The organism is Halobacterium hubeiense (assembly GCF_001488575.1).
Lineage (GTDB): Archaea > Halobacteriota > Halobacteria > Halobacteriales > Halobacteriaceae > Halobacterium > Halobacterium hubeiense.
The window spans coordinates 1,887,137-1,913,602 of the sequence record NZ_LN831302.1 but is presented as its reverse complement, the minus strand read 5'-3'; the positions used below and the strand labels follow the sequence as shown (position 1 = coordinate 1,913,602).

Genomic DNA, 26,466 nt, shown 5'->3' with positions numbered 1-26,466 from the left:
GTGGTGAAGCGGTGGAGTCCGCCGCCGAGCCGGTGGCCGAGGACCTCGAACCCGCCGTCGAGCGCGTCGAGGCGGCCGAGGGAGCGGCGGCGGAGCCGGCGACGACGCCCGAGTCCGCGGTCGAGTCGGTGCAGGACGTCGCGCGCGAGGCGAGCCGCGGCATCAGCCCGGGAGCCGACGGCGAAGCCGAAAACGAGAGCGACGCCGCCGCAGGGCCTGCCGGCGCGTCGCTCCCGCCGGAAGTCGAACTGGAGCTGGACGACGGCACGAACGTCCACATCGCGGTCGGGGACGACGACGGCGTCGAGATTTCCGTCGACGGCGACGTCGATTTGGCGGACTTGAGCGTGGGCGGCGACCTCGACGTCGACGGAGTGGCGGGCGCGTCCGACGACCTCCAGCCCGACGGCGGCGAGCCCGAGCCGGACGTCGAGGTCTCCGAGGACGACGGGGCGGTGACCATCGAGGTCGGCGCCGACCCCGGAATCACGATTTCGGTCGGCGGCGAGGAGTCCGGCAAGGCGGGCGAAGAGGGCGCAGAAGAAGGTGAAGCAACGGCCGAGGAAGGCGAGGAGAGCGAAGAGGGAGAAGCGGCGGCCGAGGAAGCGGAAGCAGAAACGACGGAGGAAGAAGCCGAAGAAGGCGAAGCGGAAGCCGAAGAAGGTGAAGCACCCGAGGAGGCCACAGAGTCCGAAGAGAGAGAGGCGGCTATCGAGGGAGGCGAAACAGAAGCCGAGGAGGCGGCTGAGGCGGCGGAAGCGGCAGCGGGCGAGGTGGCGGAGACGGCCGAAGCGGCCGGGGAAGCAGCCGAAGCGGCCGAGGGAGCAGCGGAGGCAGGCGAGGCGGCGGCCGAAGGAGAAGCATCAGCGGCCGGCGAAGCGGGTGGAGAAGCCGCGGAAGGAGCGGCAGAGGAAGCGGGTGAGGCGGCGGAGTCCGCGGCGGCGACGGGCGACGTCGAGGACGGAGAGGTTCCCGGCGAGGCCATCGAGGCGCTCGTGGAGGCGGCGGGCGCCTCGGACGTCGAGTCGCTGGTGGACGAAATCGAGACCGCTACCGAGGCGACAGCGGAAGCGAACGGCGACAGCGGCGAGTCGGGCGACGAGCACGCGCTCTCGCTGGAGGTGGACGTGGACGCGGACCCCGAGGACCTCGAAGTGCTGGTGGGGAGCATCCGGCGGGGGCTGCTCAGCGAGGACGCGGAGGACTAGAACAGGCGGTCGGTGGCGACGGCGGCGCCGTCGACGAGCGCTTCGAGTTTCTTCCACGCGATTTCGGGGTGGACCATCGCGAGGCCGGCCTGCGTGTCGAACCCGCAGTCCGGCGCGGCGACGATGCGCGTGGGGTCGCTGACGGCGTCCGCGACGCGCTCGATGCGGTCGGCGACGACGTCGGGGTGTTCGACGACGTTCGTCTTCACGTCCACGACGCCCGGCAGCAGGTCCCAGCCGTCGGGTAGCGGGTGTTCCGCGACGACGCGGTACTCGTGTTCGTGGCGGGGGTTGGCCTGCTCGATGGAGATGCCGCCGATGTTCAGTTCGTAGAGTTCCGGGAGGACGTCTTCGAGCGACGTGTCGCGGTGGTGGGGGCCCTCGTAGCTCCCCCAGCAGGTGTGGACGCGAATCTGGTCGTCGGGGATGTTCTCGGTGGCCTCGTTGAGCGCGTCCACGTGCAGGCGGACGATGGGCTTGAGCTTCTCGACGGGGCGGTCGCCGAAGCCCCGGTGCCCGGTCGTCAGCAGGTCCGGGGCGTCGAGGTGGAGGATGGCGCCGGTGTCGGCGATGGCCTCGTACTCCTCGCGGAGCGCGTCACCGACAGCGTGGACGAACTCTTCGTGGGAGTCGTAGTGCTCGTTGACGAGCGTCGCGGCCGCCACCCCCGGGGAGGCGGCGGTCAGGAACGTGCCCTCGAAGTCGGCGTCGACGGCGTCGAGCGCGTCCGCGAACGTCTCGATTTCCTCCGCGACCGCTTCGGTGCCGTCGTACTCGACGGGGCCGGTGACCGCGGGCTGTTTCGTGAGGTCGATGGTCTCGGTGTCGAAGGCGTCGCTGGCGTACTCGGGGAAGTCCGCGAGGTCGTCCCACAGCGGGGCGTCGCGCTCGCCGCCGACGCCGGAGAGGCGGTTGGCGACGTACCAGTTGAAGGAGACGCGGGGCTGTTCGCCGTTGTTCACGACGTCGAGGCCGACCTCCGACTGCTTGCGGACGACGGACTCGGTGGCGTCCTGTACGGTTCGCCGCCACTGCTCGGCGTCGATGTCCTCGCCGTCTTGGCGGCGCTGGAGGAGGTCGAGGAGGTCGGGGTCGCGGGGGAGACTGCCGACGTGCGTCGTGGAGATGTGCTCGTCGCTCATTCGTCGTCAGACCAGAGGCCGACGGCCGGGATATGACTTGCGGTAGTATATCAACTCAGAATATTCTCAATGGTTATACGATGGGGCGTCGGTCACGCTCGCGTCGGCACTCGAAGCGGAGAGTCGGCCTCGGTACTCATAGGGCTCGTCGTCCCGCGGGAGCCACCCCGGGTCGGCCCGGTTGCGTCGTCATCGGCCACGTGGCGGTACTGGAGCCACGGACAAGAGGATTCCGAGCGCGGGCGGCGCCGGTCAGACGCCGTCGGGCATCGCGTGGTTGGCGTCGTCGGCGAGGTTGCGGAGGCGGGCGGAGCCGCCGGCGTCGAACTGGGACTGGCACCGGGCGACCCACGACGCCGCGTCGTCGGCCGGCGGCGTGGCCTGCGCCGTCTCGGCGGGCGTCGCCTCGGTCGGCGCGTCGGTGGTCGGGCTCGATTCGGTCGCGTACTGGGGGTGTGTGCTCACGAGTGGGGTGTGTAGCGGGTCGGTCTGGAGGCTGTACGGCCGGAAGGAGTCACTCGCGTACAGGTACGACCGACATGACGTGTCCCGGACTGCGACGCGAACTATAATAAAAGTTCCTGTACGTCCACGGGGCGCGAGACGGCGGACTGGCGGGCGTCGAATCCGGGCGGCGGAGAACGGAGTCGAGCGGTGGGTCGCGGCGCAGGCGCGTCAGTCGTCGGCGGCGGCGCTAGCGGTGGCGTCGTCGGCGTCGGCGTCCGCGTCGTCGAGGCGCGGGAAGTTCCGGATGGTCGCGTCGCGGAACGCGTCCTCGTCGAACTCGTGGTCGTCGTCGAAGAACTCCAGCAGCTGCTCGGTGTCCCGCATCGCGTTCTTCAGGCACGTGGAGGCGCCCGGCGACGGCGTGATGTTGAAGATGATGCCGTCGCCCGTAATCTTGGCCTCCCCCATGTCCAGGGACTTCGCCTCGGTGTCCACGATCTGCGGGCGGACGCCGCCGTAGCCCTTCGCGCGCTCGATGTCGTCGAGGGTCGCGCTCGGCACGACCTTCTGGACCTCCGGGAGGAACGTGCGCTTCCCGATTTCGGGCACGTCGTAGACGAGGTTGCGGACGACGTACGGGAAGAGGATGCGGTCGGCGAGGATGTTCGCGTAGCTCAGGAACGAGTCGACGTTCAGCCCGAACACGTCGAAGAAGTCGCCGACGGTGTCGAGTTCGCCGCGTTCGAGCGTCGGCACGAGCTTCGCGGTCGGCCCGAAGCGCGTGATGGAGTCGTCGTGGACGTCGGCGTCGCCGTGGACGGCGGCGAACGGGAGCTTCTTCATCTGGAGGGTGTAGACCTTCCCGTTGAGGAAGTCCTCCGCGAGGAAGAAGCTCCCCGCGACCGGCAGCAGGCTCATGTTCTCGCCGTAGCCCATCTGCTTGGCAATCTGGAGGCTGTGCGAGCCCGCGGCGACGACGGCCACGTCGCTCTCGAACCAGCCGGCGTCGGTCTCCACGAGGAACTCGTCGCCCGTGTCGTTGATCTCCTCGACTTCCGTACCGGTGTAGACGTCGACACCGTCCACCTCCTTCGCCTCGTCGACGAACGACTGGGCGGTCATCCCGTAGTCGACGACGTAGCCGTCCGGGGTCTGGAGCGCGAGCATCTCCTCGTCGGGGTCACGTCCCTCGACGACCTTCGGCTCCAGTTCCGCGATTTCCTCGCGGTCGATGGCCCGGAGCTTCGGGTAGAGGTCGCCGAAGCCCTCCTCGTGGTAGCGCTGTTCGAGCTTCTGGACTTCCTCGTCGCCGACGCCCAGCACCATCTTCGAGCGCTTGCTGTGCATCTCGCGGTCGGGGTCGGCGCCCTCGAGGTAGCCGGCGAGCAGCTCCGCGCCCTCCTTGACGTCCTCGGCCTTCTCGAGGGTGTAGTTCGTCTCGATGTCCCCGAAGTGCAGCGTCTGGGAGTTGTTCGTGCTGTGGGAGTTGATGGCCGCAATCTCGTCTTCCTTCTCCACGAGCGCGATGTTCTCGATGTCCGTGAACTTCGCGGCCGTGTACAGCAGCGAAGCTCCGCTGATACCCCCGCCGACGATGAGTAGGTCGTATTCGTCTCTCATGGTTGTGGCTCCCGCGCGTACTCCGTACAGTTTCGTGGGTTGCGATTCGACTACTTAACTCTCCCTTTCTCCGCACGAGCGCAAGAATTTCGAAACGTCGAAAACGAAGGCTACAGGGCTTGTAGGAGTATTTTTCGCGATAAAGTCGCCACGTGACGAAGGGGTGTTTCGTCAGTCGTCGTCAGTTGTGGGCGCCGGGGCGGCGCGCTCGGTCGCGCCGACGACGCGGTCGATGGCGTCGGCGCCCAGCACCGCGAACGCGACGAACCCGACCTTGCTGATGAAGTCGAGGTAGACGACGACGATGGCCTCCATCTCCGGCTGGAGGACGCCGATTCCCGTGGGCGCGAGCAGCCACACCACCGGGTACAGCGTCCACAGCACGACCGTGAGGTTCCGCAGCGTCGTGAACGTCGCGTCCACGCGCGGGTCGGCGTCCTCGCCGAGCGCCGCCGGGAGCGTGCGCAGCAGCCCGTACAGGAGCGCGACGTACGCGACGCAGCCGACCGCGTAGAACGCCCACTTCTCGGGCGCCGGCGTCAGCGCCGCGCCGATGCCGGCCGCGATGACGACCACGTCTGCCACCACGAGCACGGCGTAGGTCCGCTTCCCGGGGCGGGAGAGCATCGCGAGGTACAGCACGAGCAGCGGCGTCGTCGCCAGCCAGTCGGCGTACCGCGCGAGCTGGACCGTGTAGCCGTTCACGTCGAGGCTGCCGACGCCGACCGCCATCAGCGCGTACGCGACCGCGGCGATGCCGGTGACGCCGATGAGTACGGCGTCGAAGCGCCGCCGCGAGGGGTTGTAGATGGCGTCGCGCACGGGCAACAGCGTGCCGAGCGCCATGCCGACCGCGCCGACCCAGAACCACGTCTCGGGCGTCACTGCAGGTCACCCCCGTCGCCGCGGGCGTCGAAGTCCGCGAGCAGGTCTTCGAGCGTGACCGCGCGCTCCGCGAGATTCGCCGCGGCGTCCCCGACCTCCGAGAGCGTCTCGGTCTGTTCGTCCGCCGCGTCCGCGACGTCCGTGGACTGCGCCGCGGTCTCCTCGCTGATGCTGGCGACCTCGTCGACAGCGGACGCGACCCGCGAGGCGGCCTCCGCCTGCCGGTCGGTCGCCTCCCGAATCTCGCCCGCGGCGGAGTCCGTCTGCGCGACGAACTCCACGACGTCGTCGAGGGCGTCCGCGGTCTCGTCGACGGTGGCGCGGCCGTCCGCGACGTGCTGGCTGGTCTCGCGCATCTCGTCGGCGACGTCGCTGACCTGCTCCTGTAAGTCCAGCAGCCGGTCCTCGACGTCCTGAGCGGCGGCGTGGGACTCCTCGGCGAGCCCCTTGACCTCGTCGGCGACCACCGCGAACCCGTCGCCCTCCGCGCCGGTGCGCGCGGCCTCGATGGACGCGTTCAGCGCCAGCAGGTTCGTCTGCTCGGCGATGTCCGCGATGACGTCGACGACCTCCCCGAGGTCGTCCATCTCGCCGTCGAGGGCGTCCATCGCGGCCGCCGCGGCCTCGGCTTCCTCCGCGACCTCGTCCATCGTCGCGACCGCGTCGTCGGCGGCGTCCTGCCCGTCCTCGACCGCGTCCGCGGCCTGTCCGGCGGTGTCGGCCAGCGACGCGACCGTCTCGGCGACCTCCTCGGCGCTCGCGGAGAGGTCGTCGACCTCCCCGGCGACCTCGTGGAGGCGCTCGGTCTGCTCGGTCGCGCCGTCGGAAATCTCGTCCACCGCGCCGGAGACGTCCGCGCTGGCGTCCATCGCGGCGGTCGCGCCGTCGTCCACGCTCGCGGCCGCGGTGGAGACGTGGTCGGCGAACGACGACGCGGCGGCGACGCTGTCCTCGATGTCGTCGAGCATCGCGTTCAGCGAGCGGCCGACCCGCGCCATCGCGTCGTGGTCGCGGTCGGCGTCCACGCGCCGCGTCAGGTCGCCGTCCGCGACCGCGGTCATCGCGTCGTCGTAGTCGGCGGCCGCGGCCTCCAGTTCGCGTGCGGTCTCTTGGGCGGACTGGCGGGCCCGCTCGGCTTCCTCGCGCTGGGCCTCGGCGTCCTCGCGGGCGGCCTCGGCGTCGGCCTTCGCGGCCTCCGCCTCCGACAGCGACTCGGACAGCGAGTCCCGCATCCGGCGGAACGACGCCGCGAGCGTCCCGAACTCGTCGTTCCGGTTGGTCTCGATGGTGGTGTCGAGGTCGCCGTCGGCCATCTCGTCGGCGCGCGCCGAGAGCTGGCGCAGCGAGACGACCGTCGTGGAGCCGAGCGTCACGCCCACGAGCGCCAGGCTCACCACGGTCAGGAGGATGAGCCCGACGACGCTGGACGCGACGTAGTCGCCGAGCGCGAACGCCTGACTCGCGGGCGCGTGGACCATCACGGTCCAGTCCGCGCCGGCGACGGGCGCCGCCGCCATCACGGTGCCGCCGTGGTTCATGAACGTCGATTCCGACAGCGAGCGCTCGAGCATCGACGCGCTGCCCTCGTGGCTCGCCAGCACCTGTGAACCATCGGTGTGTGCGACGTTCGTCCCCTCGCTGTTCACGACGACGGTGTCGCTCCCGTCCACGACCTCGCCGAAGCCGCCGGTGAGCTCGTTGACGTTCACCAGGTAGACGAGGCGCTTCTCGGCGGCGCCGTCCACGGGCGATAGCACGGCGACGACCGGGAAGTCGACGGCGTCGAGCTCGAACGGCGCGGTCACGGCGACGCCGTCGGCGCTCTCGAACGCCGGCGGGTCCGTGGCGAACGCCGCGCCCTGCTCGCCGGCGTCCACGCCGGCTAGCTGGTCGCTGGAGCTCTCGACGATTTGCTGGCTGTCGGCGTCGTAGTAGCTGACCGCGGCGACGCCGTCGGGCAGCGAGTCGCTGGCGGCCAGCTCGTCGAGGAACGACGAAATCTGGTCGCGGTCCCCGGACGCCAGTTCCGGCCGCGAGGACGCAAGCCGCGTCTGACCGCGCACGTTGTCGAGGAACGCGTCCAGTTGCGCGGCGCGGGCGTCCGCGGTCGCGGACAGCTCCGAGCGCACGTCCTCCTGTAGCTGGTCGTTGGTCTGCTGGTACACCATCGCGCCGACGCCGACGGCAATCGCGACGACGACGAGTAGGGCTACGGCGAGCTTCGCTCCGTAGCTCCCCCTGACTCGTTCGAACTGGCGGGCAATCCCCATCTTCCTTCCTCTGGTCACCGGGATACGACAAAAGGGTTCGCCCCCGATTTTCGCTCGTGATACTGTCTCGCGGCGAGGTTCGCCGGTTGCGGGTCGCGCGCTCAGAGCCCGGTCGGGTGGTCGAGGAACGTCGTCTCCACGCCCCAGTCGTCGGCGACCGACTGGAGCGCGCGCACGCCCAGCGTCTCCGTGGCGTAGTGGCCCGCGAGGAACACCGAAATGCCGGCCTCCCGTGCCTCGTGGTAGAGCTTCTGCTTGCCCTCGCCGGTGACGAGCGCGTCCACGCCGTCGGCCTCGGCCTCCCGAATCCAGTCCGCGCCGCTCCCGGTCAGCACCGCCACGTCCTCGATGGTGTCCGGGCCGAAGTCAAGCACCTGCACGCCGCCCTCGGGGTCGAGTTCGTCGTCGAGCGTCGCCGCGAGTTCGTCCGCTGTGAAGCCCGTCGGCGCCGTGCCGCGCGACCCGAGGTGTTCGCCGGCGTGCGCCCCGAACGGCGCGCGGTTCTCCAAGCCGAGCCGGTCGGCGAGCCGCGCGGCGTTCCCGAGTTCCGGGTGGCCGTCCAGCGGGAGGTGGGCGGCGTACAGCGCGCAGTCCCCGTCCAACAGCGCTTGCACGCGGTCGTACTCGCGGCCCGTCACCGCGTCGATGCCGCCCCAGACGACGCCGTGGTGGACGACCAGCAGGTCCGCGCCCCACTCGACGGCCGCCTCGATGGTCGCGGTCGCGGCGTCCACCGCGAACGCCACCCGCTCGATTTCGGCGTCCCCGGGGCCGACCTGCAGGCCGTTCGTTGCGGCGTCCTCGTAGTCGTCGACGCGCAATCGCTGGTCGTACTTCGCGACGATGTCCGAGAGGTCCATGTGCGAGTGCGCGGGCTCCGGGGACTTCTAGGCGTCGGCGTACCTTTTGCTGCGCGCGGCGCGAAATCGCGCCGCGCTGGCAAAAGCTACGCTAAAAGCCGTCGAGCCTCCCGGTGGTCGGCTCTCGGCCCGCTCACTCGCTGTGCTCGTTCGCGGTGAGTGTTCTCTCAGAGTCGGGACGCGCTACGCGTCGGCGTGCGCGTGGACGAACTCGCGGACGAGTTTCGCGGCGAGCGTGGCGGCCTGGCCGTCGTCGCGGTCGTTGACCTCCACGACGTCGAAGCCGACTGACTGCGGCGCGAGCGCGCGAACGTGGTCGCGCATCGTCGCGGAGTCGAGGCCGAACGGCTCCGGCGTCCCGGTTCCGGGCGCGTACGCCGGGTCCGCGGCGTCGATGTCCACGGACAGGTAGACCGAGCCGTCGAAGTCGGGCGTCCAGTCGGCGGCGTCGCCGGGTTCGACGACCGTTACGTCGCTCTCGGTGGCGCGCTCCCACTCGGCCTCGTTGCCCGAGCGCGCGCCGACGACGACTGCTTCGTCCGCCACGTCGAGCGCGTGCCGGGTGACCGTCGAGTGACTGAGTTCGTCGCCGCCGAGTTCCTCGCGGAGGTCGAGGTGCGCGTCCAGCGCGACGAACACGTCGGGGTCAGCGGCGCGCACACCTGCGACCGAGACGGTGTGCTCACCACCGAGCAGGACGGGCACGGCGTCCGCCCAGTGGACGTCCGTCAGGACGCCTTCGAGATACTCCAGGTACTCGGCGGTGTCGTGCCACGCGTGGACGTCGCCGTGGTCGGTGACGTTCAGCTCGGAGAAGTGCGTCCCCGTCGCGGGGTGGAAGTCCTCGAAGGTGCGCGCGAACTTCCTGATGCGGTCCGGGCCGAAGCGCGCGCCCGGACGGAACGACGTAGAGACGTCCAGCGGCGCGCCCACGGCGACGTAGTCCGCGTCGTCGAACGGCGCGTCCGCGGACTCGTCGACGGGGCTGGCGCCGGGGAACATCCGTTACTGGAGAATCTTGCGCTTGTCCTCGAACTCGAGGAACTCGATGTTGTCGTCCGCCGAGAGGTCGAGGTCGGCGGGAATCTGCATCGTCACGGTCTCGTAGGTGTCGAGGTCCATGACCTGCGCGACCGTCTCGGACTCCAGCGAGACGACCTGACCCTGCTTTCGCTCGATGATGGGAATCCAGACCTTCGCGTCGACGGGCTGGCTGAAGCTGCGCTTCTTCCCGTCGAAGACGCCCTCGGCCTCGACGCGGGCCTTCGCGCTCCCGTGCTTGCCGGGCTTGGCGGTGCTGTAGGCGTTGATCTGACACGGCGTGTCCTCGATCATCACGTAGTTGCCTTCCTGCAGTTCCCGGACTTCTGTCTGCTCTTTCGCCATACGCCCGGATTCACGCCTGCCGTGTATAAACGGTTTGGAACGCCGGCCGGCCGGGAGAGGCCCCCACACTCGCGGAGACGGCAACGTGAGATTGGGGCAGACCCGTGCAGTTCAGAGCACGTCGTCGACGCGCGCCAGCCCCTCGCGGAGTTCGTCAGTCGGCAGCCCGAAGCCGAGCCGGAAGTAGCCGTCGTAGGACTCCCCGCCCGTCGAGAAGCAGTCCCCGGGCGCGAGCACGACGCCGGCGTCCTCGACGACCGTGCGGCAGAAGTCCCGCGACCCCTCGAAGCCGTCGGGCACGCGCAGGAAGACGTTACAGCCCACGGGGTCGGGCCAGTCGAGGCCGTGGTCGCGCGCCCACCCCGCCGTAATCTCGTGGTTCTCCCGGACGTGCGCGAGCGCCTCCGACCGCAAGTCATCTGACTCGCCGTCGAGGACCTGTCGAGCGACGTGCTGGCCGAACTTCGACGGGGAAATCGTCGTGTAGTCCTTCCAGCGCTCCGCGGCCGAGACCACTTCCTCGGGGCCGGCGAGCCAGCCGAACCGGAGGCCGGCGAGCCCGTACGCCTTCGAGAGGCTGGCGGTGCTGATGCCGTACTCGCCCATGCTCGCGACCGGCGGGACCGGGTCCTCGGCGAGCAGCCGGTACACCTCGTCGCCGAGCAGGTAGGCGTCGTTGTCGGCGGCGACCTCGTAGAGCGCGCGCATCGCGTCCTCGGGATGCTTGCGGCCGGTCGGGTTGTTCGGGTTGTTGACGACCACTAACTCGGTCTCGGGCCGCACCGCCTCCGCGACCGCGTCCACGTCCAGCGTCCAGCCGGGTTCGTCCAGCGGCACTCGCGTCACGTCGCAGATGGAGTCGGGGACGGCGTGGAGGCTCTGGTAGGTCGGCGTGACGACGACCGCGTGGTCGCCGGGCGAGAGCAGCGACTGGAACGCGAGGAAGTTCGCTTCCTGCGTCCCCACGGTACAGAGCACCTCGTCGGCGCTCCGGCCGTAGTCCGCGGCAATCGTCCCGCGCACGTCGGGCGCGCCGGCCGTCGGAATGACGTAGCCGAGGTCGCCGGGGTCGGTGTCGAAGCGGTCCGCCGGGAGGCTGCGGACGCCGCTCTCCGCGAGCATCACGTCGGCGTCGTGCTCGTACTCCGCGAACCACCGCTCCAACTCGAAGGGTTCGACGTCCATACCCGACGTTCTCGCGGCGGCGTGAAAACAGGGACGGCGCCGGCAGTCAGTCCTCGCGGCGCTGCCCGAGGTTCTGTCGCGTGAACTGCGGAGTCGCCAGCGTCCCGCGGCGCTTCCGGAACGACCGGTAGAGCCCGACCCCGACCGCCGCCGTGAACGCGGCCATGACGCCGGCCGCGGCGAGGTCCGCTTCCACGTAGAGGAACGCGGTCGTCGGGACGCTCGTCGCGAACGCGAGCCCGAGCACCACCCGGCGCGCCAGCCGGTCGACGACGCCGTCGCTGTCTTCGAGGTCCGCGCGCACGTGGAGGTCCTCGCGCTCCACGCGGTCGAGCGCGGACTCCAGTTTCGGTGGGATGCGGACCGCCGACTGCGCCGAGCGCTGGAACTGGTCGGCGGTCTCCTCGGCGAACTGCCGCACGGACTCCTCGCGGTAGCCCTCCTCCGCGAGGTAGTCGGTCGCCACGGTGATGAAGTCGAAGTCGGGGTCGAGGGTGACGCAGACGCCCTCCACGACCGTCGCCACCCGCAACACGAGCGCGAGGTTCGACGGCAGGCGCAGCGGGAACTCGTAGATGGTGTCCTCGACCTGCCCGACGATCTGCTGGACGCGGTACGTCTCGATGTCCTCCCCGCGGGCGTCCTGAATCGCGAGCTCCATCACGTCCGCCATCGTCGCGCGGTCGGCCTCCGGGGAGAGCGTCCCCATCTCGATGAGCGCGTCCAGGATGGCGTCGATGTCTTGGTTGGCGACCGCGACGTAGAAGTCCACGATCTTCGACTGCACGAACTCGTCGACCCGGCCGCTCATCCCGAAGTCGTAGAACACCACCGCGCCGTCGTCCCGGACCGCTAGGTTCCCCGGGTGGGGGTCGGCGTGGAACACGCCGTCCTCGATTATCATCTGGAGGTACGCGCGCTCGACGGTCTCCGCGACCCCCTCCCGGTCGATGCCGCGGCGGTCCAGCTCCTCGACGTCCGAGATTTTCGTCCCCGGGACGTACTCCATCGTGAGCACGCGGTTGCTGGAGTGCGTCTCGTAGACCGCCGGAATCACGACGCTCGGGTCGTCCGCGAAGTTCCCGCGAATCTCGGTGAGCATCTCCGCCTCGCGGGCGTAGTCCATCTCCTCGCGGATGGTCTTCGCGAACTCGTCGGCGAGGTTCTGGAGGCTGAACGCCCGCGACTCCCCGACGAACCGCGCGACCAGCGGCAGCGTCCACCGGACGACGCGGAGGTCCGCCTCCACGAGCCCCTCGATGTCCGGCCGCCGCACCTTCACCGCGACCTCCTCGCCGTCTATCTTCGCGGTGTAGACCTGCCCGAGGCTCGCGCCGCTGATGGCCTCGTCGTCGAAGTCGTCGAACCGCTCCTCGACCGGCCCGAGTTCGTCTTCGAGGACGACCTTCGCGTCCTCGTAGTCCGCGGGCGGCACGCGGTCCTGGAGGTCCGCCAGCACCTCCACGTACTCCGGCGGCAGCACGTCCGGCCGCGTGGACAACAGCTGCCCGAGCTTGATGAACGTCGGGCCGAGCGTCAGAAGCGAGTCCAGCAGGCGGCGGGCGCGCGCCACCCGCATCTCCGTCGTGACGCGGCGCTTCCCGCCGAACAACACGAACCGCCGCCGGTCGCGCAGGTACCCCCACACGAGCGGGAGGAACTGCCAGACCACGACGACGAACCGCCGGTACGCCTTGAACAGCGCCACCCGTCTACCCCTCGATGGGCACGCTGTGGCTGTCGTCGCCGCGCTTTGGCAGCCGCACGTCGAGCACGCCGTCCTCGACGCTCGCGGACGCCCCCTCGTCGGTGGCGTCCGGCGGCAGCGGCAGCTCCAGTTCGAGGAACAGCGACCGCTCCTCGCTGCGGTAGTCGAACTCGACGGGCACGTCCTTCTCGCGGCGCGCGTCAACCGCGAGCGTCCGCCCCTCAACGCGGACGTCCACGGTGTCCGCGGTCGCCCCCGGCACGTCGACGACGAACGCGTAGGCGTCGTCACTCTCTAGGACGTCGACGAACACGGAGTCGGGCAGGCTCCCCAGCGCTTCGCGCAAGCGGGACATACTCCGACGTTGGGTCGGCGCGGCGTTAAACCCGGTGGTCGTCGGCGGGAACGACCGCGAAAACGAAGTGGACCGTCCACCGTGGACGGGCGCGCTCGCGGCGGGGGACGACCGCGAGCGCGCGGAACCGGCTGTGCTTCGACACACCGGTGGCGTCCTGACAGACGCTGACGCGGCCCGCGCCGATGGGGGAGTGGCGCGGTCCGACTGCGTCGCCGACGACGAGAGGGGGGATGTCCGGCGACGCACGCTGACGCTCAGTGTGCCCTGACCGGCGGCGAACGTCTGCCGCCACCCGACTCGTGGACTGCCGGGGTATTCAACGATGCAGTCGCTCGCCCCGGATTAGCGACGGTTAAGCCGAATTAAGCGCGGTTATCGGCGTGTCTGTGGAAGATGTTCGGCTGTCGGGTGGGGGCTGACGGTGCTCGCGGTACGGTCGCGAGTCGCCTACGCTGTTCGCGGGTCGCTGCGCTCACGGTTCCCTGTGGTCACCGCTCGCCATCGTGCCCTCCCTACGGTCGGGCACGCACTCCCCGCTCGCGGTAACGTGGCTTCCCTTCGGTCGGCCACGCGGCTCTCGGCTCCCGGTGGTCGCCGTTCGCATTAACGCGGCGCGCCTTTGGCGCGCCGCGCAGCCTTTACCCCTACCCACACCCAACGGACGCTCATGACCGAACACGACCGGCACGACGCCGGCTTCAAGGAACGAACGCGCGTCGAGGCCGCGCGCGAGCGGCTGCTCGACCGCGTGGCGGTCCACGACCGCACCGAGCGCGTCCCTCTCCTCGACGCGGACGGGCGGACGGTCGCGACCGCCGTCACCGCCGAGCGGGACGTCCCGCACTACCGCCGGGCGGCGATGGACGGGTTCGCGGTGCGCGCCGAGGACACGTTCGGCGCGAGCGACCGGTCGCCCGCGGTCCTCCGCGGGGACGAGGCCGAGCGCGTGCACACGGGGAGCGCGGTCCCGGAGTGGGCGGATGCAGTCGTGATGATAGAGCAGGCCGACACCGCCAGCGGTGACGTCGAAGTGTTCTCGGCGGTCGGCGAGGGCGAGAACGTCGCGCCCATCGGTGAGGACGTCGAAGCGGGCGACCGGCTCTACGAGCCCGGCCACCGCCTCCGGCCCTCCGACCTCGGGCTGCTGAAGTCCGTCGGCCTGCGCGAGGTCGAGGTGTACGAGCGCCCGGACGTTGCCGTGATTCCGACCGGCGAGGAGCTCGTGCAGGACGACCCCGAGCCCGGCGAGGTCGTGGAGACGAACGGGCTCACCGTCTCGCGGCTCGCGGAGCGCTGGGGCGCGAGCGCCCGCTACGAGGACGTCGTGACCGACGACGAGGACGCGCTCGCGGACGCCATCGAAGCGAACGTGGACGCCGACGTGGTGGTGACCACCGGCGGCTCCTCGGTGGGCGAGCGCGACCTCATCCCGGAAGTCGTGGATAATCTCGGCGAGGTGTTTGTCCACGGCGTCGCGCTGCGGCCCGGCCATCCGGTCGCGCTCGGGGAAGTCGCGGGGACGCTCGTAGTGATGCTGCCGGGCTACCCGGTCGCGTGCATCGTGAACGCCGTGCAGTTCCTCCGACCCGCACTCAAGCGCGTCGGCGGAATGCCGCTCGACGATCCACCGAGCGTGCAGGCGCGGCTGGACGGGAAAATTCGCTCCGAGCCCGGCGTGCGGACGTTCGCGCGCGTCCGCCTCCGCGAGGACGGCGAGGAGACGGTCGCGGAGCCGGTGAGCGCGAGCGGGAGCGGCGTGCTCTCCAGCGTCGCGCTCGCGGACGGCTGGGTCGTCGTCCCCGAGCAGACGGAGGGTATCGACGCCGGCGAGACAGTCGCCGTCGAGAACTGGGAGGCGCACCGATGAGCGACCGCAAGCAGTTCCGCGACCTCGCCAGCCCCGAGGAAGCCCGCGAGGTCATCGACGGCCTCGACCTGTCGCCGGGCGTCGAACGCGTGGACTTGGACGACGCCGACGGCCGCGTGCTCGCGGACCGCGTGGACGCCCGCCTCGACGTGCCGGGGTTCGACCGCGCGAAGGTCGACGGCTACGCGCTCCGCGCGGCGGACACGTTCGGCGCGAGCGAGACCGACCCCGTGGAAGTGGAGTGCGTCGGCGACATCCACGCGGGCAGCGAGCCCGACGTCAGCGTCGACGAAGGGACCTGCGCCGAAATTTCGACCGGCGCGCCCGTGCCGCCCGGCGCGGACGCCGTGGTGATGGTCGAACGCACCGCGCGCGACGAGGACACCGTGACCGTCCGCACATCGCTCGCGCCCGGCGACGGCGTGATGGTGGCGGGCGCGGACGTGGCGGCGGGCGACCGCGTGCTCGGCCCGGGAACGTTGCTCACGTCCCGGGAAATCGGCCTGCTCGCGGCGCTCGGGATGGAGACGGTGCCGGTGCGCGCGAAGCCTCGTGTGGGCATCGTCTCCACCGGGGACGAACTGGTGCGTCCGGGCGGCGAGGTGAGCCACCGCGCGGGCCAGATTTACGACGTGAACAGCTACTCCATCGCTGCTGCCGTGCGGGACGCGGGCGGCGAGCCCGTACTGTACCCCCACGCGGGCGACGACTACGAGGAACTGGAGCGCGTGCTGCGGGACGCCGCCGACGACTGCGACCTCGTGCTCTCCTCCGGTTCGACCTCCGCGAGCGCCGTCGACGTGGTGTATCAGGTCGTCGAGGAGCGCGGCGACCTCCTCCTGCACGGCGTCAGCGTCAAGCCCGGGAAGCCGATGCTCCTCGGCGAGATGGGGGGTTCGGCGTACGTCGGACTGCCGGGCTACCCGGTGTCCGCGCTCACTATCTTCCGGACGTTCGTCGCGCCGAAGATTCGGGACGCCGCCGGCCTCCCGGAGCCGCGCTCGGCGACCGTGGAGGGGACGATGGCGGTCCGCGAGCGCTACGGCGAGGGCCGCACGCGCCTGATGCCCGCGGCGCTCGTGGAATCCGGGGACGGCGAGACGCTCGTCTACCCCGTGGACAAGGGCTCGGGCGCGACGACGAGCCTCGTGGAAGCCGACGGCACCGTGACTGTCGATGCGGACACGGAGTACCTCGACGAGGGCGAGACCGTCGAAGTGGAGCTGTTCTCGCCGGACGTCCGCCCGCCGTCGGTGTTCGCGGTCGGCGAGCGCGACCCCGGCTTCGACCGCGTGCTCGACCGCCTCTCGAACCCGCGATTCCTCGGACTCGGCTCCCGCGAGGGCGCGCGCCGCCTCCGCAACGGCGTGCCGGACGTCGCTGTAACGACTGACAATAGAGGCGAGGGCGAGGAACTCGCGTCGTGGACGCGCGAGTGGGGGCTCGTCGTCCCTGCCGGCAACCCGCTCGCCGTCTCCGGTATCGCGGACCTCGTAGACGCGGACGTGACGCTGTCGAACCGCACCGGTGCGAGCGGGCTGCGCGACGCGTTCGACGACGCGCTCGCCGAATTGGCCGACGAGCGCGACAGCAACCGCCGCACACTCGCCGAGGACATCGACGGCTACGAGCGAGAGACGAAAGGCACGGAGAGCCCGGCGCGAGCAGTGCTGGAGGGCAACGCAGACGCCGGCCTCGCGCTGCGCGCGACCGCGGACCGCCTCGGCCTCGAATTCGTGCCGCTGGGCGAGCAGACGGTGCGCGCGCTCGCGAACCCCGAGCGCGTCGAGAAACGCGGCGTGAAGGAACTCGCGGACGTGCTCGCCGACGTGGAGGACGTGCTCGCGGACCTCGCGGGCTACGAGGCCTAGTCCGCGCTCCGGGGCGCGAGGAAGAGGTCATCGAAGGACTCGACGCGGTGGTCGCCGAGCACGCAGTGCCCGCGCTTGTGCGGGTCGTGGCGCTCGACGTGGACGCCGTCCAGCCCGGCGTTCCGGGCGGCGCCCACGTCGCTCTCGGCGTCCCCGACGTAGACGCCGTCGTGGTTCGGGCCCGCGTCGAGGCCGTCGAGCGCGAGTTCGATGGGGCGCGGGTCGGGCTTCCACCCGGTGTCGTCGTCACAGCAGACCACGACGTCGAACCAGTCGCCGATGTCGAGGCTGTCCATCACCGGCTCGGTGAGGAACTCCGCGCAGTGGGTGACGACGCCCGTGGGCCGGTCGAGGTCCGCGACCCGCGCGGCGTCCTCGTGGAGGTACGTCGCCTCCGCGCGCGCCGCCGGGTCCTCGACGTCGTGGAACGCGTCCCAGAACGCCGACGGCTCGAACCCCCACTCGCGGAGCTGGGCGTCCCGCGAGCCACCCAGACCGTGCCACAGCACCTCCGCCTGGTAGTCCGAGAACTCGTGGCCGACCCGGTCGCCGACGCGGTCGAACACCTCGCGGGTGTACGACCACTCGGTGTCCACGAGCGTGCCGTCGAGGTCGAACAGCCAGACGTCGTAGTCGGCGGGCTGCATCAGGCCAGTGCGTAAGGGGTTCGCCGTCAAGTGTTTTGCCCCGGCGTGTCAGTCCGTCACTTCCACCGAACTGCCGAGGTACTTGTTCAGCACCTCGGCCGTGCTGTCGGCCTTGAACAGGTCGAGGTGCGCGGCGACCTCCTCTTTGAGCGCGTCGTAGTACTCGCGGTCGGTCTCCAGCGCGCGGTACTCCACGGAGTCCACCGGCACGCCGAGCGCGTCCGCCGTCAGCTCGCGAAAGTGGTCGCGGTCGCCGATTTCGCCGCGCCAGAGGTTGTCCCGGAAGAACAGCCAGCCGGGCTCGCCGGGCTCGGCGGCGACGCGCTCCATCCGCGTCTCGAAGACCTGCGGCTCGACGCGCACCTCGTAGTCGGGGTCGAGGCGGAACCGCACCGCGAAGGCGTACTGCGCGTCCATCCTACCGGAGGCGGTCGCAGCGCTCCGCGAGTTCGACGTCCTGCGTCGTGATGCCGCCCGCCTCGTGGCTCGTGAACCGCACCTCCACTTCCTCGTAGCGAATCCGAATCTCGGGGTGGTGGAACTGCTCCTCCGCGAGTTCCCCGACCTCGGAGGCGAACGCCACGCCCTTCAGGTAGTCGTCGAACTCGTACGTGCGCACGATTTCGTCGCCCTCGCGCTCCCAGCCCTCGGGGACTCGTTCCTCGACCTCGTCGTCGGAGAGGAGTTCTGCCATGGTCGTGGCGTCACGCGCCAGTCACATAATCGTACCCGCCGTCACGACGAAGGAGCTCCGCGACGACCCCGGAACCGATGGACGCGAACTGGTCGCTGACGGCCGCGACCGCGGTCGGCGTCGTCCTCGTCCTCGCGGTCGCGGTCGCGGCGAACGCCGCCGGCCTCACGGGCGCAGCCGCAGTAGTACCGCCGCTGGCCGCCGGAATCGTCGTCGCCGCAGGAATCAGGCTCGGGTACGCTTAGTCCTCGGACTCGGCGGGCGTCGCCTCGCCGGCGGGCGCGTCGAACGGCATCCCGTCCTCGAAGTCCGGGTCGAACAGTTCGAGTGCGGTCGCGATGGTCGACCAGTCGTCCTCCTCGGCGGCGTCCCGCAGGCTCTTCGTCGGCGCCGCCAGCAGCTGGCTGACCAGCGCGTCCGCCATCGACTCCAAGACTTCGCGCTCTTCCTCGGAGACCTCGCCGCCCGCGGCCTCCAGCTTCGAGACCGCCGTCGAGACCTCGCGGGCCTTCAGGCGGTCGGCGCTCTCGTACATGCGCGCGATGACCTCGTCGGCGCGCTTGCGCTTGTACTGGGCGAGCAGCCGCTGGAACTCCGCCTCCAGCATCGACTCGACCTCGCGAGCGGCGTCCTCGCGCTGCTCGCGCGTGGACTCCGTGACCGCGTGGAGGTCGTCGAGGTCGTGGACGGAGACCGCGTCCAGCGTCGCCGCGTCGGGCGCGACGTCCCGCGGCCGCGCGAGGTCAACGACGACCGTCTCGCCGGCGGCCGACAGCGCGTCCTCGTCCAGCACGTAGTCGGGGCTGCTGGTCGCAGTGACCACGACGTCCGCGTCCGCGGCGTGGTCGGCGGCCTCCGCCAGCGACGCGGTTTCGGCGTCGGCGTCCACGGCGTCGGCGACCCGGTCGGCGCGAGCGGGCGTCCGGTTCGCGACGACGACGCGCTCGACGCCCGAACTCGCGAACGCCTTCGCCGCGAGCGCGCCCATCTCGCCCGCGCCGACGACCAGCGCGGTCGCCCCGTCGACGTCCACTTCGTCCTCGACGAGGCGGACCGCCGCGCTCCCCAGCGACGTGACGCCCTCGTTGATGGCGGTCTCGGTTCGCGCGCGCTCGCCGACGTGGATGGCTTTCGTCACCGCCTGCCGGAGGACGTGCCCGATTGCGCCGGCGTCCTGCGCGGTGTCGTAGGCGTCCCGCACCTGCCCGAGAATCTGGTCCTCGCCCACCACGAGCGATTCGAGGCCGGCGGCCACTCGGAGCAGGTGGCGCAGGCTCTCCTCGTGCCCCATCGCGACGGCGCCCTCCGTGGCCGGGTCGAAGCCGGCGGCGGCGAGCGCGCGGCGGCCGTCCCTCGGTTCGTCAGCGACGACGTACGCCTCCGAGCGGTGGCACGTCTGAATCACGAACGCTTCCTCGACGGCCGGCTCGACGAGCAGCGCGTCGAGCGCGTCCGCTTCGCTGTCCGCACTCGCGGCCTCCAGCTCCGAGAGGGAGGCCGACTCGTGGGAGACGCGCACGCCCGAGACGACGCCTGTGTTTCCGTTCACGTGGACCACTCTGTGTTCCCCACGACGCCTGCGACGACGTCGTCGGCTGTTTGCCGGGCGTTTGTCCCACCAGTACGTAAAGCCTTCCAAACCGGCCCCGAACGTACCACCGCTCTGACTGCATCTCGGCGCGTCTCGGGCGGGACGTCGGCGGCCTTCAGCTCCGCGCGCAGCGACGCGGTTAGGTCCGCCATACCGCCCGCGCCCGCCAGCTCGTCCTCCAGCTGTTCGCGGAGGTACTTCGAGAGCGCGGGACTGGCGCCGCCCGTCGAGACCGCGACCGCGACCGGGTCGTCGCGAATCGTCGCCGGTACGACCACGCTGTCGGCGTCCCTGCCGCCGGACTCGTCCGCGCGATTCACGAGCGCGCCGGCCTCCCGCGCCGCGCCCGCGAACGCGTCGTTCACGTCGGCGTCGTCGGTCGCCGCGACCACCAGCGCCGGGTCCGCCCGCGCCACCCAGTCGGCGGCGTCCTCGGACCCGGGCGCGGCCTGCACGCGCTCGGCGGCACCGAAGTCCGCGTCCGCGAACTCGGGACTCAACACGACCACGTCGGCCTCGCGGGCGAACTTCCGGGCCTTCCGCGCGCCCACCGGCCCGCCGCCGACGACCAGCACCGTCTCCCCCTCGAAGTCGTGGAACAGCGGAATCACGCTTCCGCCCCGCTCATGCGGTGTTCGCGTCCGCGCGCTCGGCCAGCCGGATGCCCGTCTTCTTCAGGATGCGCGTGGAGAACAGCGTGTCCCAGTCGTCCTCGCCGACGTCCCAGTAGTCGGCCATCACGTCCCGGACCTGCTCGATGCGCTGCTGGCTCTCCTCCCCGCTGCGGCCGTGTGTCATCGCGAAGAAGTTGTACTCCCAGACGCCGTCGTGGCGCGGGCGCTCGTAGCAGTGCGTCACGAAGTCCAGACTCGCCACCGCGGGGCCGACCTCCTCGACGAGGTCGTCGGGGACGTCCCAGACGGTCATCCCGTTCTCCGTGTACCCCAGCGAGTAGTGGTTCGGGATGACGCCGACCCGGCGGACCTTCCCCTCCTCGTTGAACCGCCGCAGCGTCTCCACGACCCAGTCGGTCTCCTGGCCGATTGCCTCCGCGACCGCCTGATACGGCGTCTCCACGACCGGGAGGCCGTCCTGCACCTCAAGCACGAGGTCGCGCTCGGCGGGCGTCAGCGTGTCGCGGTCGGTCGGGTCCGGCGTCGGCCCGAGGTGCGAGAGGTCCACGTCGCCGTCCGCAATCGGGCCGTCCACGAGGAACTTCGCCTCCACGCGGAACTCCTGTTGCTTCGGGAGGTTGTACGTCTCCTGTCCGGTCTCCTCCTCGATGTCCGCGAGCACGTCCTCGACGGATTCGTCCTCGGCGACCGACACGACGAACCACATGTTCAGGTGCGGGTGCTCGCGCTCGTAGTTGTGCGCGACCTCTCGGAACCCGTTGACCGTCTCCGCGATTTCTTCGAACTCGTCCTCGGGCGCGTGCATCGCCACCAGCGACGCGCTCCCGCCGATTTCCTCGGCGTTGATGAGCGCGCCGAACCGCGTCAGCACGTCCTCGTCGTCGAGGCGGCGGACGCGGTCGAGCAAGCCCGCCGGGTCGATGTCCACGCCCCGCGACCGGAGCGCGTGCGCCGCCGGCTCGAACGGCCGATGCACGACCGGGAACCCCCCCTGAAACGCGTTCAGTACCGCGCGGTCCCGGTCGTCGAGGTCCGCGATATCCATAGCCACCACTGGGGGAGCGCGGAACATAAACGGCCCGACTCGCGCCGCGAACTGGGAACGGAGAAACACCGACAGCGCCGCCGCCACCGCTGAAACGACCGGTTCGTCGCGCGGCCCGCGCCGTCGCCGGATTACGCGTCGAAGCCGTCCTCGGTAATGCCGACCACGCGCTCGACGCCGTCGAGGCCCTCGATGTCCTCGACGAGCGCGTCGTGCTCGCCGGTCGCCTTCCAGTACAGCACGAGGTCGAACGTGCCCTCGCGGAGCAGCTGCTGGCACTCCCAGACGAACTCGTCGCCGTCCAGCGTCAAGCCCTGGTGCTGGTTCACGCCGAACTCGTCGCTGTCGTTGCCCGAGTAGACGTACGTGTCGCCGACGTCGGCGCGCTCGGCCACCGCGTCGCCGGCGTCGAGGGTGAGCTGGTGGAGCATGCTCTCCGCGCTGGAGTCGTAGCTCGTGTGGACGACCGCGCCGGCGAGCTCGATGTCGCCGGGCCGCAGGAGTTCCATCGTGTCCCGGTAGAGGTCCTCGTTGACCGTCTCGCTCATGGCTGAGACGACACGCCTACCGGCCATACGTGTGGCGGTTCGGCGCTGCGCGGCGGTTCGCGCGCGAACAGAAGGCTGATACGTCCCACTGTCGTCGTCTCGCGTGATGCGAGACTGGCTCCGCTCGGCGCTGAACGCCGGCTACGAGCGCGTCCTCCGCCGCGAGGTCGACGGCGCGCCCGCGCACGTCGCCGTCATCCAGGACGGCAACCGCCGGTACGCCCGCCAGCGCGGCGAGGACGCCACGCAGGGCTACCAGTCCGGCGCCCAGACCACCGAACAGGTGCTGGACTGGTGCGCGGAGCTGGGCGTCGAGGAGCTGACGCTGTACGCGTTCTCCACGGAGAACTTCGAGCGCCCCGAGGAACAGCAACAGCACCTCTTCGACCTCCTCGAGGAGAAGCTCACGGAGTTCGCGGACGCCGACCGCGTCCACGACCAGCGCGTCCGCATTCGCGCCATCGGCGACACCGACCGCCTCCCCGAGCGCGTGCAGGACGCCGTCGAGTACGCCGAATCCCGGACTGCCGGCTACGACGGCTTCGCGTTGAACGTCGCGCTCGCGTACGGCGGCCGCGCGGAACTGCTCGGCGCCGCACGCGGCGTCGCAGAGGCCGTCGCCGACGGCGACCTCGCGCCCGGGGACGTGGACCTCGAAGACATCGAGTCGCGGCTCCACACCAGCCCCGTGCAGGACGTCGACCTCATCATCCGCACCGGCGGCGACGAACGCACGTCGAACTTCCTGCCGTGGCACGCCAACGGCAGCGAGGCCGCCGTGTTCTTCTGCACGCCGTACTGGCCGGAGTTCTCGAAAGTCGACTTCCTGCGCGCGGTGCGCACCTACGAGTCCCGGGAGGCGTCGTGGCGGCGGACGCGAGCGGAGCGCGCGCTCGCGCTCGTTCGCGCGCTCGGCACCGAAGTCAGCGAGGCGCGGCGCGTCCTCGACCGGTTCAAGAGCACGCTCCCCGAGCCGCCCGAGGACGTCGAGGCGGAGGGGCAGTCAGCGGACTGACTCTCGGCGCCCGAACTTCGGGCAGACGAGTCTGCCGGCGTTCGGCCTAGCGCCCGAACCGCCGCTGTCTGTTTTCGTAGTCTAACACCGCGCGCAGGTAGTCCCGCTTGCGGAAGTCCCGCCAGTTGACGTCCGTGAAGTACAGCTCCGAGTAGACGGACTGCCAAATCATGAAGTCGGAGAGGCGCTCGGCGCCGGTCTTGATGACGAGGTCGGGCTCCTCGGGGAACACGAGTTCGGACTCGACGACGTCTTCGTCGATGTCCTCGGGGTCCATCTCGCCGGCGGCGACGGCCTCGGCGACGCTCTGGACGGCGGTCGCGAACTCCTGTTTGCCGCCGTGGCCGACGCTCACCTGAATCGGGGCGTCCGCGCGCTGGTCGTCGTCCGGCCCGCGAACGGCGACCTCGCGGGGGGCGTCGACGCGCGCGAGTTCGCGTTCGAGGGTGGGGACGGCGGCCTCGTCGAGGACGCTCACGTAGACGGTGACGCGGTCGGCGCCGTAGTCGAACGCCCACCCGAAGAACTCCGCGAGCGTGTCGTACGCGCCGGCTTCGAGGAGGTCGCGCTCCGTGATGACGAGCGCGACGTGGTCGGGGGCGTCGGCGTCGTGGCGGCGCACCCGCAACGCGAGGTAGCGGTCGTAGAGGCCCACACCGTCGCATCCGCCGCCGCGGCCCAAAACCCTGCGGGTCTGCGGGCGCCGCTCGCGGTGCGGTTCCCGCTTCGGGGAAGTTAAGTACGGTCCCGGGCAACGCACGACGGACGTGAACTGGAGTCTCCGGCGCGCCGCGGCGTTCGCGCTCGTGGCGTCGCTCTCGCTGCTCGCGCCGCTGCTCGGCCGGGCAGCGGCCGCCCCGTTCGTGCTCGTCGCCGCGGCAGCCGCCGTCGTCCCCGAGGGCCGGCTGTTCGAGGTGTTCTCGACGCCGCGCGACCGCCGCGAGGGACGGCTGCTGGCGCTCGTCGGGTTCTCGCTGGCGGCCGCCGGCGTCGGCCTCCTCGTGCCGCTGTTCGAGGTGCCGGTGGGCGTGTTCGTCGCGAGCGTGCTCGTCGTCGGGTACGGCGACCTCGGGCGGCGGCTCGTGCTCGCCGCCCGCGAGAACCGCGCGCTCTCGATGGTCGGGTTCGTCGTGCTGGGCGCGCTCGCGGCGCTGGCCGGACAGGGCGTGGTCGCGTCGGTCGGCGGCCAGCCGGTCGTCGCGCCGACGCACGTGTTCCTCGCGGCGAGCGGCGCACTCGCAGCCGGCATCCTGCGGTCGGTGTTCGTCGGCCGGGACGACCCCGTGGTGCTCGTGACGGTGACGCTGCTGCTGTGGCTGTTCGCGGTGCTGGCGCCGTTCGCGGACGTGCCCGCGGCGACCGCGTGGGAGCGCGTCGCCGTCGCGCTCGTGGTCACCTCCGGGTTCGGCTACGTCTCCTACGCGCTGGACGCCACCTCGGTCGCGGGGATGCTGACGGGCGTGCTCCTCGGGCTGCTGGCGGTCGTGCTCGGCGACTACGGCTGGTTCGTGGTGCTCATCGCGTTCTTCGCCATCGGTAGCCTCACGACGAAGTTCCGCTACGACCAGAAGCTCGAACGCGGCGTCGCCGAGGACAACGAGGGCGCGCGCGGCACCGGGAACGTCCTCGGGAACTCCGCGGCGGCGCTGGTCGCGCTCCTGCTGTACGCCGCGCACGCCCACGTGCCGCTGTCGGACCTCGCGTACCAGTTCGCGTACGCGGGGGCGGTCGCGACGGCGCTCGCCGACACGCTCTCCAGCGAGGTCGGCGGGCTCTTCGACACGCCGCGGCTCGTCACCACGTTCGAGCGCGTCGAACCCGGGACGGACGGCGCGGTGACGTGGCAGGGCGAACTCGCGGGGCTTGCGGGCGCGGGCCTCATCGCCGCCATCTGCGTCGCCGTCTTCGGGTTCGGGCTCGCCGGCGCCGGCGTCGTCGTCGCCGCCGGGTTCGTCGGGATGACCGCGGACAGCGTCGCCGGCGCGGTCATCGAGGGCGGCGTCGTCGGCAACCAGGCCGTCAACTTCCTCGCGACGCTCTCCGGCGGCATCGCTGGCGGTGCACTCGCGCTGCTGGTCGGTCTCGCCTGATTACCGCAGAATCAGTAGTCGTCGGCGGTGTGGACGCGCACGCCGGCGGGCTGTTTGACGAACTCGCCAGCGCTGGTGCCGACGAGCTTCGCGACGCCGCGCTGGGCGGCCACGTCGAGCAGGCGCTGCGTGACCGGGCCGTCGAGCACGACGACCCGCGGGACGGTACTCGCGGAGTCGATGACTTCCATCGCGCCGTCGGCGTCGCCCTCGGCGAGCACGTCGAGGTCGTCGCCGAGCAGCCGGACCGTCCCGGAGCCGACGACCGCCTCGACGTGGTCGGCGACCGTCTTCGAGACGGGTTCGGGCTCCGCGGCGGAGTCGGGTTCGGTCTGCACCGTCGTCGCCGTGGCCGCTTCGGGCGCCGGCGTCGCGCTGCCGTCGGTCGCCGCGGTCGCCTCGACGGATTCGACGGCGGACGCGACCGTTTCGGCGGGCGCGTCCTCGGTCGCGGACGCGTTTTCGGCCGTGGACGCGTCTGCAACCGCATTCTGTTGCGTCTCGTCCTCGTCCACGTTGTCCTCGTGTTCACTGACGAGCGTCGCGGTGTCCGCGGGGGACTTCTCGCGGAGCGCGGCGTCGACGGCGCCCCGGGAGAGGTCCTCGACGGACTCGCCGTCCGGCGGCCGCGCGACGTAGTCGAGGTCGCCGACCTGCCGGAGCTCCCGGAGGATGAGGTCGCCGCCGCGGTCGCCGTCGAGGAACGCGGTCGCGGTGCGCTCGCGCGTGAGGTCCGCGACGGCGTCGGGGACGTTCGTCCCCTCGACGGCGACCGCGTTCTTGATGCCGTACTGGAGGAGGTTGACGACGTCCGCGCGCCCCTCCACGACGAGCACGGCGTCGCTGGTGGCGACGTTCGGGCCCGCGGGCAGTCCCTCGTACTCGGTGACGTCCTCGACGCGGACGCTCTCGCGGACCTCCCGGAGGATGTCGTCGGAGTCGATGGCGCCCTCGTCGAACGCCGACGCGAGCAGCTCCTTCGCGCGGTCGACGATTTCCCGGCGCTTGGCGGCGCGGACGTCCTCGATGCGGTCGACTTCGACCTGCGCGCGACACGGCCCGATGCGCTCGACGGCCTCCAGCGCGGCCGCGAGCGTCGCGGTCTCGACGCGGTCGAGGCTGGACGCGATGGTGATGGTGCCGAAGGACTGGCCGCCCTCGCTGTCGACGGCGACGTCGATGCGGCCGAGCTTCGCGGAGTCCTGCAGGTCGCGGATGTCGAGATCGTCGCCCAGTAGGCCCTCGGTCTGCCCGAAGGCGGCGCCGACCACGTCGGTGCGCTCGACGACCCCGTCGGCGACGAAGTCCGCGTGGATGAGGTACTTCGCGGTGTCCTCCATCAGTATTGTTCTCTCCTAGAACTATGGAGGCGTCCGGGAAATAGCTGTCGCGAC

At 70.9% G+C, this 26,466-nt stretch carries 27 protein-coding genes; 7 read left to right on the top strand and 20 right to left on the bottom strand.

Annotated features, from left to right (window positions below):
* Window positions 1–11 precede the first annotated feature (11 nt).
* On the top strand, window positions 12–1,208 hold the full coding sequence (locus tag HHUB_RS10035) for a hypothetical protein (protein WP_059057478.1): 1,197 nt from the start codon (window positions 12–14) through the stop codon (window positions 1,206–1,208).
* Here the strand turns inward: HHUB_RS10035 and HHUB_RS10030 are convergent.
* The 11 genes from HHUB_RS10030 to HHUB_RS09980 all read right to left on the bottom strand — a co-directional run bounded on the left by HHUB_RS10030 (window position 1,205) and on the right by HHUB_RS09980 (window position 13,066).
* Complete coding sequence (locus HHUB_RS10030) at window positions 1,205–2,350, bottom strand: cobalamin-independent methionine synthase II family protein (RefSeq protein ID WP_059057477.1); 1,146 nt, start codon at window positions 2,348–2,350, stop codon at window positions 1,205–1,207. The two genes, HHUB_RS10035 and HHUB_RS10030, sit on opposite strands and share 4 nt — an antisense overlap.
* Window positions 2,351–2,602: 252 nt before the next feature.
* Entirely contained in the window at window positions 2,603–2,815 is a 213-nt protein-coding gene (locus HHUB_RS10025; protein ID WP_059057476.1) for a hypothetical protein, read from the bottom strand.
* A gap of 210 nt (window positions 2,816–3,025) precedes the next feature.
* Window positions 3,026–4,417, bottom strand: a complete 1,392-nt coding sequence (locus HHUB_RS10020; protein ID WP_059057475.1) for an FAD-dependent oxidoreductase — start codon at window positions 4,415–4,417, stop codon at window positions 3,026–3,028.
* A 171-nt stretch (window positions 4,418–4,588) separates the two neighbouring features.
* Window positions 4,589–5,302 (bottom strand): bacteriorhodopsin, encoded by a 714-nt coding sequence (locus HHUB_RS10015; protein WP_089649700.1) that lies wholly within the window; start codon window positions 5,300–5,302, stop codon window positions 4,589–4,591.
* The gene (locus tag HHUB_RS10010) at window positions 5,299–7,572 is read right to left on the bottom strand and encodes a methyl-accepting chemotaxis protein (protein ID WP_059057474.1); all 2,274 of its coding nucleotides are present in this window, start codon (window positions 7,570–7,572) and stop codon (window positions 5,299–5,301) included. Before HHUB_RS10010 ends, HHUB_RS10015 begins: the two co-directional genes overlap by 4 nt.
* A 101-nt stretch (window positions 7,573–7,673) precedes the next feature.
* Window positions 7,674–8,432 (bottom strand): Nif3-like dinuclear metal center hexameric protein, encoded by a 759-nt coding sequence (locus HHUB_RS10005; protein ID WP_059057473.1) that lies wholly within the window; start codon window positions 8,430–8,432, stop codon window positions 7,674–7,676.
* A 183-nt stretch (window positions 8,433–8,615) separates the two neighbouring features.
* A complete protein-coding gene (gene speB, locus HHUB_RS10000; RefSeq protein ID WP_059057472.1) occupies window positions 8,616–9,434 on the bottom strand; it encodes an agmatinase in 819 nt (272 codons plus the stop codon).
* A 3-nt stretch (window positions 9,435–9,437) separates the two neighbouring features.
* On the bottom strand, window positions 9,438–9,818 hold the full coding sequence (locus tag HHUB_RS09995; protein ID WP_059057471.1) for a translation initiation factor IF-5A: 381 nt from the start codon (window positions 9,816–9,818) through the stop codon (window positions 9,438–9,440).
* Window positions 9,819–9,929: 111 nt separating this feature from the next.
* On the bottom strand, window positions 9,930–11,003 hold the full coding sequence (locus HHUB_RS09990) for an aminotransferase class I/II-fold pyridoxal phosphate-dependent enzyme (RefSeq protein ID WP_059057470.1): 1,074 nt from the start codon (window positions 11,001–11,003) through the stop codon (window positions 9,930–9,932).
* A gap of 46 nt (window positions 11,004–11,049) precedes the next feature.
* Window positions 11,050–12,651, bottom strand: a complete 1,602-nt coding sequence (locus HHUB_RS09985; protein WP_089649816.1) for an ABC1 kinase family protein — start codon at window positions 12,649–12,651, stop codon at window positions 11,050–11,052.
* Window positions 12,652–12,715: 64 nt separating this feature from the next.
* The gene (locus tag HHUB_RS09980; RefSeq protein WP_059057469.1) at window positions 12,716–13,066 is read right to left on the bottom strand and encodes an Hsp20/alpha crystallin family protein; all 351 of its coding nucleotides are present in this window, start codon (window positions 13,064–13,066) and stop codon (window positions 12,716–12,718) included.
* A 34-nt stretch (window positions 13,067–13,100) separates the two neighbouring features.
* Between HHUB_RS09980 and HHUB_RS17090 the strand changes: the two genes are divergently transcribed.
* The 3 genes from HHUB_RS17090 (at window position 13,101) to HHUB_RS09965 (ending at window position 16,807) form a co-directional block, all read left to right on the top strand.
* On the top strand, window positions 13,101–13,337 hold the full coding sequence (locus HHUB_RS17090; RefSeq protein WP_059057468.1) for a hypothetical protein: 237 nt from the start codon (window positions 13,101–13,103) through the stop codon (window positions 13,335–13,337).
* 399 nt (window positions 13,338–13,736) lie between these two features.
* Window positions 13,737–14,936, top strand: coding sequence for a molybdopterin molybdotransferase MoeA (locus HHUB_RS09970; protein WP_059057467.1), 1,200 nt, complete (start codon window positions 13,737–13,739; stop codon window positions 14,934–14,936).
* Window positions 14,933–16,807, top strand: coding sequence for a molybdopterin biosynthesis protein (locus tag HHUB_RS09965; protein WP_059057466.1), 1,875 nt, complete (start codon window positions 14,933–14,935; stop codon window positions 16,805–16,807). The genes HHUB_RS09970 and HHUB_RS09965 overlap by 4 nt, the downstream gene beginning before the upstream one ends.
* On the opposite strand, the gene HHUB_RS09960 is transcribed toward HHUB_RS09965, so the two are convergent.
* The 3 genes from HHUB_RS09960 to HHUB_RS09950 are packed head-to-tail and all read right to left on the bottom strand — an operon-like array spanning window position 16,804 to window position 18,148.
* A complete protein-coding gene (locus tag HHUB_RS09960; RefSeq protein ID WP_059057465.1) occupies window positions 16,804–17,454 on the bottom strand; it encodes an HAD family hydrolase in 651 nt (216 codons plus the stop codon). The two genes, HHUB_RS09965 and HHUB_RS09960, sit on opposite strands and share 4 nt — an antisense overlap.
* A 48-nt stretch (window positions 17,455–17,502) precedes the next feature.
* Complete coding sequence (gene lwrS / locus HHUB_RS09955; RefSeq protein WP_059057464.1) at window positions 17,503–17,871, bottom strand: LWR-salt protein; 369 nt, start codon at window positions 17,869–17,871, stop codon at window positions 17,503–17,505.
* 1 nt (window position 17,872) lies between these two features.
* Entirely contained in the window at window positions 17,873–18,148 is a 276-nt protein-coding gene (locus HHUB_RS09950) for a 4a-hydroxytetrahydrobiopterin dehydratase (protein ID WP_059057463.1), read from the bottom strand.
* 77 nt (window positions 18,149–18,225) lie between these two features.
* On the opposite strand from HHUB_RS09950, the gene HHUB_RS16635 reads away from it, so the two are divergent.
* Window positions 18,226–18,393 (top strand): hypothetical protein, encoded by a 168-nt coding sequence (locus HHUB_RS16635; protein ID WP_157533996.1) that lies wholly within the window; start codon window positions 18,226–18,228, stop codon window positions 18,391–18,393.
* Here the strand turns inward: HHUB_RS16635 and hemA are convergent.
* From hemA to HHUB_RS09930, 4 genes are all read right to left on the bottom strand, one after another.
* Complete coding sequence (hemA, locus tag HHUB_RS09945) at window positions 18,390–19,697, bottom strand: glutamyl-tRNA reductase (RefSeq protein ID WP_059058271.1); 1,308 nt, start codon at window positions 19,695–19,697, stop codon at window positions 18,390–18,392. The two genes, HHUB_RS16635 and hemA, sit on opposite strands and share 4 nt — an antisense overlap.
* Window positions 19,694–20,350, bottom strand: a complete 657-nt coding sequence (locus HHUB_RS09940; RefSeq protein WP_059057462.1) for a precorrin-2 dehydrogenase/sirohydrochlorin ferrochelatase family protein — start codon at window positions 20,348–20,350, stop codon at window positions 19,694–19,696. Before HHUB_RS09940 ends, hemA begins: the two co-directional genes overlap by 4 nt.
* Before the next feature lie 13 nt (window positions 20,351–20,363).
* Window positions 20,364–21,419, bottom strand: a complete 1,056-nt coding sequence (ahbB, locus tag HHUB_RS09935; protein ID WP_197570621.1) for a siroheme decarboxylase subunit beta — start codon at window positions 21,417–21,419, stop codon at window positions 20,364–20,366.
* A gap of 131 nt (window positions 21,420–21,550) precedes the next feature.
* Entirely contained in the window at window positions 21,551–21,967 is a 417-nt protein-coding gene (locus HHUB_RS09930) for a DUF5778 family protein (RefSeq protein WP_059057460.1), read from the bottom strand.
* Window positions 21,968–22,073: 106 nt separating this feature from the next.
* On the opposite strand from HHUB_RS09930, the gene uppS reads away from it, so the two are divergent.
* Complete coding sequence (gene uppS, locus HHUB_RS09925) at window positions 22,074–22,982, top strand: polyprenyl diphosphate synthase (RefSeq protein WP_059057459.1); 909 nt, start codon at window positions 22,074–22,076, stop codon at window positions 22,980–22,982.
* Window positions 22,983–23,028: 46 nt separating this feature from the next.
* Here the strand turns inward: uppS and HHUB_RS09920 are convergent, their stop codons facing one another.
* Window positions 23,029–23,637, bottom strand: coding sequence for an undecaprenyl diphosphate synthase family protein (locus HHUB_RS09920; protein ID WP_059057458.1), 609 nt, complete (start codon window positions 23,635–23,637; stop codon window positions 23,029–23,031).
* A gap of 112 nt (window positions 23,638–23,749) precedes the next feature.
* Here HHUB_RS09920 and HHUB_RS09915 point away from each other — a divergent pair, with 112 nt between their 5' ends.
* Window positions 23,750–25,072: a DUF92 domain-containing protein gene (locus HHUB_RS09915; RefSeq protein ID WP_059057457.1), complete on the top strand. Its 1,323-nt coding sequence runs from the start codon at window positions 23,750–23,752 to the stop codon at window positions 25,070–25,072.
* A gap of 11 nt (window positions 25,073–25,083) precedes the next feature.
* On the opposite strand, the gene dnaG is transcribed toward HHUB_RS09915, so the two are convergent.
* Window positions 25,084–26,412 (bottom strand): DNA primase DnaG, encoded by a 1,329-nt coding sequence (gene dnaG, locus HHUB_RS09910; protein WP_059057456.1) that lies wholly within the window; start codon window positions 26,410–26,412, stop codon window positions 25,084–25,086.
* Between the last annotated feature and the right edge of the window lie 54 nt (window positions 26,413–26,466).

Coding starts and splice junctions, on each gene's coding strand:
- HHUB_RS10030 (WP_059057477.1), bottom strand. CDS start 2,350: ATGAGCGACGAGCACATCTCCACGACGCACGTCGGCAGTCTCCCCCGC.
- HHUB_RS10020 (WP_059057475.1), bottom strand. CDS start 4,417: ATGAGAGACGAATACGACCTACTCATCGTCGGCGGGGGTATCAGCGGA.
- HHUB_RS10010 (WP_059057474.1), bottom strand. CDS start 7,572: ATGGGGATTGCCCGCCAGTTCGAACGAGTCAGGGGGAGCTACGGAGCG.
- HHUB_RS10005 (WP_059057473.1), bottom strand. CDS start 8,432: ATGGACCTCTCGGACATCGTCGCGAAGTACGACCAGCGATTGCGCGTC.
- speB (WP_059057472.1), bottom strand. CDS start 9,434: ATGTTCCCCGGCGCCAGCCCCGTCGACGAGTCCGCGGACGCGCCGTTC.
- HHUB_RS09995 (WP_059057471.1), bottom strand. CDS start 9,818: ATGGCGAAAGAGCAGACAGAAGTCCGGGAACTGCAGGAAGGCAACTAC.
- HHUB_RS09990 (WP_059057470.1), bottom strand. CDS start 11,003: ATGGACGTCGAACCCTTCGAGTTGGAGCGGTGGTTCGCGGAGTACGAG.
- HHUB_RS09980 (WP_059057469.1), bottom strand. CDS start 13,066: ATGTCCCGCTTGCGCGAAGCGCTGGGGAGCCTGCCCGACTCCGTGTTC.
- HHUB_RS09970 (WP_059057467.1), top strand. CDS start 13,737: ATGACCGAACACGACCGGCACGACGCCGGCTTCAAGGAACGAACGCGC.
- HHUB_RS09965 (WP_059057466.1), top strand. CDS start 14,933: ATGAGCGACCGCAAGCAGTTCCGCGACCTCGCCAGCCCCGAGGAAGCC.
- HHUB_RS09960 (WP_059057465.1), bottom strand. CDS start 17,454: ATGCAGCCCGCCGACTACGACGTCTGGCTGTTCGACCTCGACGGCACG.
- lwrS (WP_059057464.1), bottom strand. CDS start 17,871: ATGGACGCGCAGTACGCCTTCGCGGTGCGGTTCCGCCTCGACCCCGAC.
- HHUB_RS09950 (WP_059057463.1), bottom strand. CDS start 18,148: ATGGCAGAACTCCTCTCCGACGACGAGGTCGAGGAACGAGTCCCCGAG.
- HHUB_RS16635 (WP_157533996.1), top strand. CDS start 18,226: ATGGACGCGAACTGGTCGCTGACGGCCGCGACCGCGGTCGGCGTCGTC.
- ahbB (WP_197570621.1), bottom strand. CDS start 21,419: ATGGATATCGCGGACCTCGACGACCGGGACCGCGCGGTACTGAACGCG.
- HHUB_RS09930 (WP_059057460.1), bottom strand. CDS start 21,967: ATGAGCGAGACGGTCAACGAGGACCTCTACCGGGACACGATGGAACTC.
- uppS (WP_059057459.1), top strand. CDS start 22,074: ATGCGAGACTGGCTCCGCTCGGCGCTGAACGCCGGCTACGAGCGCGTC.
- dnaG (WP_059057456.1), bottom strand. CDS start 26,412: ATGGAGGACACCGCGAAGTACCTCATCCACGCGGACTTCGTCGCCGAC.